The following is an 11563-nucleotide window of genomic DNA, read 5'->3' as shown; positions in this document are numbered from 1 at the left end:
TCCGAGGCCGCTCGCTCCGAGGCCGCTCGCTCCGAGGCCGCTCGCTCCGAGGCCGCTCGCTCCGAGGCCGCTCGCTCCGAGGCCGCTCGCTCCGAGGCCGCTCGCTCCGAGACCGCCCGCTCCGAGACCGCCCGCTCCGAGACTGCCTAGGGCGTGTCTCGAAGGCGGCGCTCGTGGCCAAGCGGGATCCGGGGTACGTGCATCGTGGGGGCGGAGAAGGGATTCGGCCCGGGTTTGGCCGTCGACCGACGACAACTCCGCGAGATGCGTGGCCTGGGCGTCAGCAGTAGGGCAGCTGACTTTGAGACGCGCCCTAGTCCCAGGCCACCCGTTTCGGGGCCGCCCCGTTCTGGGGCCGTCCGGTTCCGGAGCTGCGCGTCCGGGCCGTCCGTCCCGAGGTGAGCCGTTTCGGGGCCGCCTCGGTCCGGGGCCGCCCGGTCCCGAGGCCGCGCGTCCGGGCGTCCGTTCCAAGGCGAGCCGTTTCGAGGTCATCTCGGTCCGGGGCCGTCCCCTCCACAGGCCGTCCAGTCTGGGGTCGGCTGGTCAGGAGCCGGCCATGTCGGGGGCCGTCCGGTCAGGGACCGCTGCTGGCGGTTCCTCTGTGACCGGTGCCTTGAGGAAGCTGGTGGCCCAGGCGACCGCGATGGCGAGGGCCGCGATGATCAGGCCGGTGAGTACGGCGGCCGAGGAGCTGAATCCGCTGATCGCCATGCCACCGGCGGTCGAGCCGAACGCGATTCCCAGGTTGGCCGCAGAGGCGGGCAGTGACTGTGCCAGCGCGCCGCCTGGGCCGGCCAGGCTGATGACGCGGTATTGCAGTGAAGGCACCATGCCGAAGCCGAACACGCCCCCGGCCAGCAACACCAACGCCACGAGGAAAGCGATCGAGCCGACGAAGTAGAGCGCCAGAAGGGAGGCTGCGAGGCCGATGGTCGCGATGCTCAGGGTGCGCGCGGCGTTCCGGTCGGCGAACCGGCCGCCGCCGAACGAGCCCACCGCCGTGGCCATGCCGTAGACCAGCAGGAACACGCTGATCAGCGCGCCGGAGATGCCGGTGACGCTTTCCAGGAACGGCACGATGTAGGTCAGCGCCGCGTACAACGCCGCGAACACCAGGAAGGTCAGAAACAGAACGGCGAGCACTCGTGGTGCGAACGCGTGTCTGGCCTGGTCACCCGCACCGCCGCCGCTGCTGGGCGCGGACGGCACCAGCGCGAGCGTGGCGATGAGCGCGACCGAGCTGAGCACGACGATCGCGGTGAACGAGCCGCGCCAGCCGAGCGCCTGCCCGGCCAGCGTGCCCAGCGGCACGCCCAGCGCGGCCGACACCGCGACCCCGGAGATGATGACGGAGATCGCCCGGCCCATGCGTTCCGGCGGGACGACCGCGATGCCCGCGGCGAACGCGGCGGCGATGAACAATCCCTGGAGCGCGCCGGTGACGACCCGCGCCGTGAGGAACAGCGCGTAGTCCGCGGTGAGAACCGTGACCAGGTTGCCCAAGATGAAGAGGACGAGCGCGCCGATGAGGACGGTCCGTTTATCGAATCTGATCGTGAGCGCGGTCAGGATCGGGCCGCCGATGGCCAGGCCGAGCGCGTAGCCGGTCACCAGCGTCCCGGCCGTGGGGATGGAGACGTGGAGGTCGGCGGCGATCAGGTTGAGGACGCCGACCACGAGCAGTTCGGCACTGCCCAGGACGAACATTCCGACGAACAACGTGGCCAGGACGAGATTCGCCCTACCTCGACTCAGCGCTCTTTGCTGGGTGCTCATGTGCACCTTCCTTGTTATGTGTCCCGTGCATGCGGTGTGCGGAAGTGGTGGCGCGTGGGTTGCTCGCACGCGGCCGTCGCTGACGATCGCCATATGGAAAGCGGCGGTGGCGCTCACCGGACAAGGCAGCGTCACCGTCTCCGCCCCAACGGCGGCAGACCGGCGCCCCCGCCTTGCCAGTCCTCTGGACTCACCGGCGCTGACCTGGGCAGGCCATCCGGCGCGACTCCCTTGCGGCGGACTACCGTGTGGCGGCCGCTCCGTAAGTTGGTGATCCCCTTGCGGCGGCAGACCCACGTGGCGGCGACTCCCGCGCGGCGGTGGCGGCTGTCGTGCGGCGGCAATCTCCATGCGGCGGGCTCCATGTGCTGGCGATCTCCGTGCGGCGGCCACTTCTGCGTGGCGGCCATTTCTGCGTGGCGGCGACTTTCGCGTGGGGGCGACGCCTGCGCGGCGGTGGCGGGTGTCGTGCGGTGGCAATCTTCATGCGGCGGCCTCGGCGTGGTGGCCACGCTCCGTGCGGCGGCGAGCCTTCGTGGGGCGGGCATTTCCGCGTGGCGGCGGTTGCCGTGTGGTGGCGATTTCCATGCGGCGACTCCCGTGTAGGGGCCAACATCCGCGGTTTTTGTGGGTGGCAATGTCTGGGCGACGGTGGCTGGCGTGCGGCGCGTTGGAGCGGCAACCCCACTCGGCGTGACTTCCGTGTGGTGGCGATCTCGCGACCCCGTGTGTGGTGGTCAGCCTTTGTGTGGCGGTCCGGTGCAGGGGCGAGCGTTCGTGGGGTCAGGTTGTGAGGGTGGGGGTTAGGCCGAATGTTGGGACCAGGGTTCGGTCGTGGAATGCGGTTATGCGGCTGATTCGGGGGCCGGTCAGGGTCAGGAGTTCTACGCCGTGGGCCTTGTAGCTGTTGCCTTCGTGTTTGTATGCGACTACGGCTGGTTGGCCGTTGGCGCGGGTCGGGATCAGTTGCCACAGGTCTCTGCGCAGTACCCGGTTGGCCAGGAATCCGATGACGGCGTCCCGGCCGGTGAACCAGGTCGGGATCGGCGGCATCTCCAGCTCAACGTCGGCTCGCAGGAGGTTCACCAGGGCCTCGGGGTCGGCGCGGGTGAACGCGTCGACGTAGCCGTTCAGGAGGGTCCGCCGGGTCTCCTCGTCCGGCTCGGCCAGTTCGTCCGCGACCGGGCCGGCCTCGGCCAGGCGGGAGCGGGCGCGGCGGAGGGCGCTGTCGACGGCGGCGGTGGTGGTGTCCAGCATCTCGGCGACCTCGGTGGTGCGGAAGGCGAGGACGTCGCGCAGGGTCAGGACGGCTCGTTGGCGTGCGGGCAGGTACTGGAGTGCGGCGATGAAGGCGAGCCGGACGCCGGATCGTGCGGCCACGATCGTCGCCGGGTCGTCGGCGCCGAGCAGTCTGTCGGGGGCTGGTTGGAGCCAGGCGATCGTTGGCTCGCGGGGCGCTGTGGCCACCCGGTGATCGTCTGAGGGGGCGCCCAGGCCCGAGGGCAGGGGGCGTCGGGAGCGTGTTTCCAGCGCGGTCAGGCATGCCATGGTGGCGATCTTGTAGAGCCATCGCCGTACCGAGGAGCGGCCTTCGAAGCCTCCGTACGCGCGCCAGGCACGCAGGTAGGTTTCCTGCACCAGGTCTTCTGCGTCATGGATCGAGCCCAGGAGCCGGTAGCAGTGCGCGAGCAGTTCCGAGCGGTACGGCTCGGCAAGGGTGGCGAACTCGCCTTCCGAGGGCATCGCGGCTCCTTTCACTCGTTCGGGCGCAGGCCGGCACCTGTGACCAGGTATTCGGGAGCGCTGGTTGGGTTGGCCGTGATTTCCATTACGGCTTTGGCCACGAGGGCTGGGGTGACGGCTGGCTGGAGGCCCTCGATGAAGGTGTCCTGGCTGACGCCCTGGAGCTTGGCGTAGGCCGCGATCGCGGTCGAGCCGACGCCGGTTGCCGGGGCCAATTGCGGAAGTAGCGTGACGAATCGGACGTCTAGACCGGCCCGGTCTGACTCGTCCGCCGCGTAGTTGCGCAAGAAGCGGATGGCGGCCTTGGCGCCGGCGTATCCGCCGCTGAGGAGGGAGCCGCCCAGGGCTGCTCCGCTGGATATCGCGACTACCGCACTGCCGGGTGCCAGCGGCTCTTTGAGTGCGGCCTGGATCCAGGTGAAAGCGTGGCGGGTGTCGGTTTGCCAGTGCCGGCTGAAGGTTTCCCAGGTGTGTTCGTGGACGGGCGCCATGTGCGGAGTGGCGCCCGCGTTGAGGACGAGCAGGCCCGGACGGTGTTCGCGGATCGTGTCGCGGGCGAGCGCCTCGTCGGTGGCATCGGCGGCTAGGGGCCGGAACGCCGTGCCGACTTCGTCGCGGACGGCGTTCAGGTCCTGCTCGTTGCGGGCGATGCCGACGACGTCGGTGCCCGCGGCGACGAGCGCGGTGGCGATCGCGCGCCCGAAGCCGCGGCCGGCGCCGGTGACTACTGCGGTCTGGAAGGGAACGGACATCGGACGACTCCTCGGATTCGGTCCGCATCAAGACCGGCCGCCGGAGGGAAATCCGTCGCTGGCGAGAGTGTGATTTGGGTCACTCAGCTTGCCGTGCGCAGCGGAGTGCGGGCCAGGCGGGCCAGGCGGCGATGCGAGTCGAGGCGCGCGTCCCGGTCGTAGGTGCTGGTGTGGACGAGGATCTCGTCGGCTCCCGTCCGTTCGATGAGGCCTTCGAGCCGGTCGGCGACCTCGTCGTCGGTGCCGTGAACGTGGCCGCGCATGGAGTCCTCGAAAATGCGCCGTTCCCGATCGGTCATGGCGCGGCCGAGGATCTCGTCCGGCGGGGAGAGCGGCGGGAACTCGCCGTGCGTCCGGGAGTACGCGTTCGACCAGGCCTCCGGGACGAGCAGGCGGCGGGCCTCCTCGGTGGTGTCGGCGATCGCCACGGTGCCGGACACGATGACGTAGGGGACGCGGCCCCGGAAGTTCGTCCGGTACCTGCGGATCGCCTCGATCATCCGCTCCTCGCCGCGGGCGGCGGCGATCACGAGGGGCAGCCCGAACTCGGCGGCGAGGTCGGCGCCGGAGCCGGTGGCCAGGACGTACGCGGGCACGCGGAGCCCCTCGGCGGGCCAGGCGTGCACGCCCGGATGGGTCTCCTGGTCGCCGGCGAGGTAGCCGAGCAGTTCGGTCAGCTGCGCCGCGAAGTCGTCGGCGTCGTCCTTGCCGTGCCCGAGCGCGCGCCGGATGCCGTCGGTGAAGCCGACCGACCGGCCCAGGCCCATGTCGATCCGTCCCGGATACAAGGCCTCCAGCACCCCGAACTGCTCGGCGACCACCAGCGGGCGGTGGTTGGGGAGCATGACGCCGCCGGTGCCGACGCGGATCCGGGACGTGGCCGCCGCCACGGCCGCGGCGAGGACGGTCGGCGCCGAGCCGGCGACGCCCGGCACGCTGTGGTGTTCGGAGACCCAGAAGCGGTGGTAGCCGAGTTCCTCCGCGTGCCGTGCGAATTCGACCGTGGCGCGCAGCGCCTCCGGATGGCCTTCGCCCACGCGTGTCCGTGACCGGTCGAGGATCGAGAACCGCGTTGAACTCAGCGCTGAGGTCATGGTTGTTTCAACGCCGTGGCGCCGCCGCCATTCCGGCCGTGTCCCAGGTCACTCGGGGTTGGTCAGGCGGGCCAGGATCACGCCGCCCAGGATGAGGGCGAGGGCGATCGAACGGCCCGCGGTGACCGGGTCCTTGTTGATGACGACGCCGAGGCCGATCGCGCCGGCGGCGCCGATGCCGGTGAAGATGGCGTACGCGGTGCCGACCGGGAGGGTCTGCATCGAGCGCGACAGGAGGTAGACGGCGATCGCGGCGAGGACGAAGCAGAGGAGGGTCGGGAGGGGGCGGGTGAAGTTCTGCGTGGGTTTGATGCTCTGCGACCAGGCGATCTCGACCAGGCCGGCCAGCGTGAGGAAGACCCAGGCCATGTCAGTAGTCCTTTCCGAGGTCGTGTGCGGTTCGCAGGGCGGCGGCAAGGGATTCCTCGTGCGCGCCACGCAGGTGAGCCAGTGCAGGGTCGATCCGTGAGTTGGCCAGCTCGGCGTTGATGAAGATGGTGTCCTCGACGGCGAAGTGACCCGCGAAGAAGTCGCGCAGGAAACGCTCCTGGTAGTCGAACTTCGCCTTGGGCGCGCCAGGGGAGTAGGCGCCGCCGCGTGCGGTGGCCACGACGAAGCGACGTCCGGCCAGGGACATCTTGGGGAACGTCACCTGGTCGAGCCACGCCTTGAGAGAAGCGGGGATCGAGTAGTTGTACATCGGCGTCGAGATCAGGACGACGTCTGCCGCGACCAGCTCGTTCAGGAGCGGTTCGAGGACGGCCCAGGCGGCGGCCTGCCCGGGTGTCCGGACGGCCTCCTTGTAGCGGTCGATGTCGGTGATGCCGTTGGCCAGCACGTAGTCGCACAGCTCGGTCCAGGCTTCGCCGATGAACGGCACCGGGTCGAGCGCGAGGTCGCGGCGCACGTACGTCCCGTCCGGGTGGGCGGACCGCCAGGACGCGGCGAACGCCTCGCCCACCTCGCGGCTGAACGAACGGCGGCGGGCGCTGGCTTCCAGGTGCAGCAACGTGGTCATGGCCTCTCCTTGATTAAGTGGACGTCGTGTCCGCTTGAGTGACGATAGGGATAAGCGGACACGTTGTCCAGTTATTCCGATCTCGGCTACAGTCGCCGCATGGAGAGCCGACCCGACCTGCTGGCGGACGCCGCGACCCGCCCGCGCGAGCGTGCGGACGCCGCGCGCAACCGGGCCAAAGTGCTGGCCGCGGCGGCAGGGCTGTTCGCCGATCGCGACCCGCGCGAGGTCACGATGGACGACATCGCCAAGGCGGCGGGGGTCGGGCGCGGCACGCTCTACCGGCGGTATCCCGACACCGCCTCGATCGCCCGCGCGTTGCTCGACGAGCACGAACGCGAGCTGCAAGAGCGGCTTCTGAGGGGCGAGCCGCCGCTCGGGCCCGGTGCCCCACCGGCCGAACGGCTGGCGGCGTTCTATGCCGCGATGGTCGAGTTGCTGGAGACCCATGCCCCGCTGGTGCTCGGCGCCGAGAGCGGCCGGCTGCGCTACTCCACCGGGGCGTACGGGTTCTGGAGCGCCCACGTCCGCACGCTGGTGGCGGAGGCGGGCATCGCCGAGCCCGAAGCGCTCGTGGACGTGTTGCTGGCGCCGCTCGCGTCCGAGTCGTACCTGCACCAGCGCGAGCAGGGACGCACCCCCGCGCAGGTCACCGCCGCCCTGTCGCGCCTCGCGCACGGCGTCCTGACTAGTTGATCAAGAGGTAGTCAGACTCGTGCAGTTCACTCCCTGATTGTCGACTCCCGTCCTGAATGTGCGGTTTGCTGACCGCCGTTCGGATCAAGATCGGGAGTGCACATGGATTCACACTGGTCGCGCCGGCGGTTCCTCGGCGGGGCGAGCGCGGCGGCCGTGATGGCGGGGACCGGGTTGCTGGGCGCCGGCGCGGCGAACGCGTTCACGCCGAAGAAGGGCGACCCGTTCACGCTGGGGGTCGCGTCGGGCGACCCGTCGCCGGACGGCTTCGTGCTGTGGACGCGCCTGGCGCCCGAGCCGTTCGCGGCCGATGGCAAAGCGGGCATGCCGGACCGGCGCGTCAGGGTCGAGTATGAGGTGGCGCGCGACGAGCGGTTCAGGCACGTCGTACGGCGCGGGGCCGCGGTGGCGACGCCCGAGCTCGGCCACTCCGTCCACCCCGAGATCCACGGGCTCGCTCCCGGCCGCGAGTACTTCTACCGTTTCCGTGCGCTGGGAGAGATCTCCCAGACGGGGCGGACCAGGACGATGCCGAGTGCGTCCTCCAATCCGCGCGACCTCACGTTCGCCTTCGCGTCGTGCCAGGCCTGGCAGGACGGCTTCTACACGGCGTACGACCACATGGCTGAAGAAGACCTCGACCTGATCGTGCACCTCGGCGACTACCTGTACGAGTACGAGATCCCTGCCAACAACAAGCGCGGTGTGCCCGTGCCAGGGCCGCAGTTCAGCACCGAGACGTTCGACCTGGCGCGCTACCGGTTGCAGTACTCGCTCTACAAGTCCGAGGCGCCGCTGCAGAAGGCGCACGCGCTCTTCCCGTGGATCCACACGCTCGACGACCACGAGCTGGTGAACGACTGGGCGGGCGACAAGGTCATCGCCGGGCGCAACCCCAACCCCGACCCGGCGGCGCACCGGGCGCGCAAGGTCGCGGCGTTCCAGGCGTTCTACGAGAACCTGCCGCTGCGCCGCGCGCAACTCCCGTCCGGTCCGGACATCCGCCTGCACCGGCGCCTGTCGTACGGGCGGCTGGCCGATTTCACGATGATCGACACCCGGAGCCACCGCGACATCCAGGCCTGCTCCTACGGCAACGGCACCGGCCGGACCAAGAACTGCGACGAGCGGTTCGACGCCGGCCGCACGATCCTCGGCGACGAGCAGCGGCGCTGGATCCTCAACGGCTTCAGCCGGTCCCGCGCCCGCTGGCAGGTCATCGGCAACCAGTGCCCGATGGGCGAGACCGACTGGGACCCGGGGCCCGGCAAGGACGTGTGGGTCGACCCGTGGGACGGCTACGTGGCCGATCGCAACAAGGTCCTCGCCGCCGCGCAGGACCGGCATGTCCGCAACCTCGTGGTCATCACCGGTGACCGGCACCAGAACTACGCCTGGGACCTCAAGCGCGACTACGCCGACCCGAACTCGCCCACCGTCGGCACCGAGTTCGTCGGCTCGTCGATCACCAGTGGCGGCGACGGCGCCGACCTCGACGCCGCCGGCCGCAACTTCCTCGCCGCCAACCCGCACATGAAGTTCTTCAACGGCCAGCGCGGCTATGTCCGGGTGAACGTGAACCGCGAACGCTGGCGCAGCGACTTCCGCGTCCTGCCGTACGTCACCAAGCCGGGGGCGCCGATCTCGACCCGCGCCAGTTTCGTCGTCGAAGACCGCCGTCCCGGGGTCCAGCCCGCCTGACCGCGGGCGGCGGCTAGGCGGCGCGGTCGAGGAGGAGGATGATCGCGGCGACGAGGTCGGGCGGTTCGAGTTCGTCGAGCTCCTCGAGCTCGTCGAGGGTGTGCCAGCCGAACGCCACGAACGTCTCGTCCTCCTCCGGGGTGAACGCGGCCGGGGAGACCTCCGGCGTGCCGTCCAAGCGGGCCAGGAAGAACGGCTCGACCTTCCTGAAGCGGCGGCCGAGCCAGAAGGAGTCGCGTTCGACCGGGATCGACACGTCCAGGACGGCGCCGGGGGAGAGGCCGGTCTCCTCGTGAAGCTCGCGCCGGGCGGTCTCCAGCGGTGTCTCGCCGGGCTCGATCCCGCCGCCGGGCGGCTCCCAGAAGATCCTTCCGGACACGGTGTCGCGCCAGCGGATCAGCAGGATCCGCTGGTCACCGTCCACGCAGATGATCCGTACGGCCGGTCGCGTCTGTACGTCGTCGTCTTCGTCGGTCGTCACAAGTCCTCCACGATCGGCCAGGAGGGCCCGGCGGGTCAAGGTCGCGTTTCGCCTGCGAGCACGGCGTAAGCTCGTGTCCACCTCATTGAGCTGGACGACCTACCCGACGGCAGTGAAAGTGACATCGTGACCGAATACGTGCTGACGCTCTCGTGCCCGGACCGGCCCGGCATCGTGGCGGCGGTGTCCGGGCTGCTCGCCGAGCGCGGCTGCAACATCCTGGAGAGCCAGCAGTTCAGCGACCTCGACACCGGCACGTTCTTCATGCGCGTGCAGTTCGCGGCCCTGACCGGCACGGCCGAGGACGAGCTGCGGGGCGCCTTCGGGGCCCTCGCCGCCGAGCTCGGCCTGGAGTGGCGCCTGGACGCGACCGCCACCCGCGAACGTGTCCTGATCATGGTCTCGAAGGGCGGCCACTGCCTGAACGACCTGCTCTACCGGCAGCGGTCCGGGCTGCTCGACATCGACATCGTCGCGGTCGTCTCCAACCACCCCGACCTGCGCCCGCTGTCCCAGTCGTACGGGATCGACTACCACCACCTGCCGGTGGGCCCGGGCGGCAAGGCGGCGCAGGAGGCCGAGGTGCTCACGCTGGTCGAGCACTACCGTGCCGACCTGGTGGTGCTGGCCCGCTACATGCAGATCCTGTCCGACGAGTTCTGCGCCAAGCTGCCCGGCCGGGTGATCAACATCCATCACTCGTTCCTGCCGAGCTTCAAGGGCGCCAAGCCCTACCACCAGGCGCACGCCCGCGGCGTGAAGGTCATCGGCGCGACCGCGCACTACGTCACCGCCGACCTCGACGAGGGTCCGATCATCGAGCAGGAGATCGCGCGGGTCGACCACACCCAGAGCCCCGAGGACCTCATGGCCGTCGGCCGCGACATGGAGTGCCTCGCGCTGGCGCGCGCCGTGCGCTGGCACGCCGAGCACCGCATCCTCCTCAATGGCACGAAGACGGTCGTCTTCCGCTGATTTGGGGCCGGGGAGAGCCCGTCGCTGGGCCCTAGGGCCCTGGGGCCGGGACGCCCCGCGTTCGTACCGTTCCTGCTGATCAGTCGGAGTCCTGACGTCAGCAAGGAGCAAGATCATGCGCAAGCCGGTGATGGTGATCGGTCTGTCCACCGCCGCGGTCGTGGGCGCGGGCGGCCTCGGCCTGGCCGCCTGGAGTCCCCAGTCGTCGAGCTTGGTCCCTGTCGCGGGTGATGAGGTCGTCGTCTACGTGAGCCCGCCCGGCGACGGCGCCGGCGGCGCGGGTGGTTCGGCGGGTGCCGGTGGGGACGGGATGACCGCCGCGTCGTCGAAGGAATCGTCGGGCGGGGGCTCCAAGGTGACCGTGACCTCGCTGAGCGAGGCGGCGAACGCCCTGCGGGAGAAGGGGGCGACCAAGGGCACCGTGCTGGTCAAGGGCGGCACCTACAGGGGCGAGTCGTTCAACTGGAACTACATGCCGGCGGGCGGGGAGTTCACGATCAAGCCCCAGCCGGGCACCGGCCGCCCGGTCTTCGACGGCGGCGGGCAGGACGGCTACTGGACCAGCGTGGAGGCGGGCGGCACGAGGCTCCACTTCCGCGGCATGACCGTCCGGAACTACGTCACCGGCGGGATCCACTTCAACGGCAGCACGGGCGGGGAGGGGTTCTCCGGCGGCTCCGTCCGCAACATGGTCTTCGAGCGCATGGGCACGATCTCCCGCGGCGACAAGGGCTACGCGGCGCTGCACCTGCAGAACGTCACCAACATGGACATCCGGGACAACGACTTCTGGGACCTGCGCAACCGGCTCGACAAGCCGGCCGGAACCAATCCCGGCCAGATCCACGCCATCTACTTCTCCGAGGGCGGCGGCAGGGGGAGCACGGTCGCCGGCAACACGTTCTACAAGATCACTGGAGATCCGGTGCGGGCGAGCGACGGCGCCGGCGGGATCAGGGTGACCGGCAACAGGTTCAAGAGCACCGGCTGGTACGGCGTCTTCAGCTTCTGGCGTTTCGACCGTGACCGCACTTGCAGCACCGGCAGCACGTTCTCCGGTAACACCTACGGCAACGGCCACCCCCGGCGCTCCGAGACGACCGGGAAGATCGTGACGAAGATCTTCAAGGGCAGGCCCACCGTGTCGGGCCAGGAATGGAAGGGCGACTGCAAGCCGCAGCCGATCCGCGACGGCAGCAACAGCTACGCGCCTGCCGCTGGGATGAGCAAGGTCAACGGGGGCTGAGCGGGCATGGCACCGCGCACCCGGCGTACGGGGTCGCCGGGTGCGCGGTTGCTCTGGGCCGCCCGTCCGGGTTCCAGGGCC

General features: G+C 70.1%; 11 protein-coding genes. 4 read left to right on the top strand and 7 right to left on the bottom strand.

The window, feature by feature from the left end:
* Positions 1-543 precede the first annotated feature (543 nt).
* The 6 genes from ACGFNU_RS32235 to ACGFNU_RS32210 form a co-directional block, all read right to left on the bottom strand.
* Positions 544-1776 (bottom strand): MFS transporter, encoded by a 1233-nt coding sequence (locus ACGFNU_RS32235; RefSeq protein WP_392599730.1) that lies wholly within the window; start codon positions 1774-1776, stop codon positions 544-546.
* Between the two features lie 783 nt (positions 1777-2559).
* Positions 2560-3519, bottom strand: coding sequence for a sigma-70 family RNA polymerase sigma factor (locus ACGFNU_RS32230; RefSeq protein WP_392599728.1), 960 nt, complete (start codon positions 3517-3519; stop codon positions 2560-2562).
* Positions 3520-3530: 11 nt separating this feature from the next.
* The gene (locus ACGFNU_RS32225; protein ID WP_392599726.1) at positions 3531-4271 is read right to left on the bottom strand and encodes an SDR family oxidoreductase; all 741 of its coding nucleotides are present in this window, start codon (positions 4269-4271) and stop codon (positions 3531-3533) included.
* 83 nt (positions 4272-4354) lie between these two features.
* Positions 4355-5365: an LLM class flavin-dependent oxidoreductase gene (locus ACGFNU_RS32220; protein ID WP_392599725.1), complete on the bottom strand. Its 1011-nt coding sequence runs from the start codon at positions 5363-5365 to the stop codon at positions 4355-4357.
* 48 nt (positions 5366-5413) lie between these two features.
* Positions 5414-5734: a DMT family transporter gene (locus tag ACGFNU_RS32215; protein ID WP_392599723.1), complete on the bottom strand. Its 321-nt coding sequence runs from the start codon at positions 5732-5734 to the stop codon at positions 5414-5416.
* Position 5735: 1 nt separating this feature from the next.
* Positions 5736-6383 (bottom strand): FMN-dependent NADH-azoreductase, encoded by a 648-nt coding sequence (locus ACGFNU_RS32210; RefSeq protein WP_392599722.1) that lies wholly within the window; start codon positions 6381-6383, stop codon positions 5736-5738.
* Between the two features lie 99 nt (positions 6384-6482).
* Between ACGFNU_RS32210 and ACGFNU_RS32205 the strand changes: the two genes are divergently transcribed.
* Positions 6483-7079, top strand: coding sequence for a TetR/AcrR family transcriptional regulator (locus tag ACGFNU_RS32205; RefSeq protein WP_392599720.1), 597 nt, complete (start codon positions 6483-6485; stop codon positions 7077-7079).
* A gap of 102 nt (positions 7080-7181) precedes the next feature.
* Positions 7182-8780, top strand: a complete 1599-nt coding sequence (locus tag ACGFNU_RS32200; protein ID WP_392599719.1) for an alkaline phosphatase D family protein — start codon at positions 7182-7184, stop codon at positions 8778-8780.
* A 13-nt stretch (positions 8781-8793) separates the two neighbouring features.
* Here the strand turns inward: ACGFNU_RS32200 and ACGFNU_RS32195 are convergent, their stop codons facing one another.
* Positions 8794-9261 (bottom strand): NUDIX domain-containing protein, encoded by a 468-nt coding sequence (locus ACGFNU_RS32195; RefSeq protein WP_392599717.1) that lies wholly within the window; start codon positions 9259-9261, stop codon positions 8794-8796.
* A gap of 126 nt (positions 9262-9387) precedes the next feature.
* Here ACGFNU_RS32195 and purU point away from each other — a divergent pair, with 126 nt between their 5' ends.
* A complete protein-coding gene (gene purU / locus ACGFNU_RS32190; protein WP_392599716.1) occupies positions 9388-10236 on the top strand; it encodes a formyltetrahydrofolate deformylase in 849 nt (282 codons plus the stop codon).
* Between the two features lie 115 nt (positions 10237-10351).
* Entirely contained in the window at positions 10352-11482 is a 1131-nt protein-coding gene (locus tag ACGFNU_RS32185; RefSeq protein ID WP_392599714.1) for a right-handed parallel beta-helix repeat-containing protein, read from the top strand.
* Positions 11483-11563: the final 81 nt, after the last annotated feature.

The sequence above is a fragment of the Spirillospora sp. NPDC048911 genome, from assembly GCF_043198015.1.
Taxonomy (GTDB): domain Bacteria; phylum Actinomycetota; class Actinomycetes; order Streptosporangiales; family Streptosporangiaceae; genus Spirillospora.
Note: the sequence above shows the minus strand (reverse complement) of the source record. Positions and strands in the feature narration are given on the sequence as shown.

What these genes read in the sequence shown, in the direction of transcription:
- ACGFNU_RS32230 (WP_392599728.1), bottom strand. Translation starts at nt 3,519, where the DNA reads ATGCCCTCGGAAGGCGAGTTCGCCACCCTTGCCGAGCCGTACCGCTCG.
- ACGFNU_RS32215 (WP_392599723.1), bottom strand. Translation starts at nt 5,734, where the DNA reads ATGGCCTGGGTCTTCCTCACGCTGGCCGGCCTGGTCGAGATCGCCTGG.
- ACGFNU_RS32205 (WP_392599720.1), top strand. Translation starts at nt 6,483, where the DNA reads ATGGAGAGCCGACCCGACCTGCTGGCGGACGCCGCGACCCGCCCGCGC.
- ACGFNU_RS32235 (WP_392599730.1), bottom strand. Translation starts at nt 1,776, where the DNA reads ATGAGCACCCAGCAAAGAGCGCTGAGTCGAGGTAGGGCGAATCTCGTC.
- ACGFNU_RS32220 (WP_392599725.1), bottom strand. Translation starts at nt 5,365, where the DNA reads ATGACCTCAGCGCTGAGTTCAACGCGGTTCTCGATCCTCGACCGGTCA.
- ACGFNU_RS32185 (WP_392599714.1), top strand. Translation starts at nt 10,352, where the DNA reads ATGCGCAAGCCGGTGATGGTGATCGGTCTGTCCACCGCCGCGGTCGTG.
- ACGFNU_RS32200 (WP_392599719.1), top strand. Translation starts at nt 7,182, where the DNA reads ATGGATTCACACTGGTCGCGCCGGCGGTTCCTCGGCGGGGCGAGCGCG.
- ACGFNU_RS32210 (WP_392599722.1), bottom strand. Translation starts at nt 6,383, where the DNA reads ATGACCACGTTGCTGCACCTGGAAGCCAGCGCCCGCCGCCGTTCGTTC.
- ACGFNU_RS32225 (WP_392599726.1), bottom strand. Translation starts at nt 4,271, where the DNA reads ATGTCCGTTCCCTTCCAGACCGCAGTAGTCACCGGCGCCGGCCGCGGC.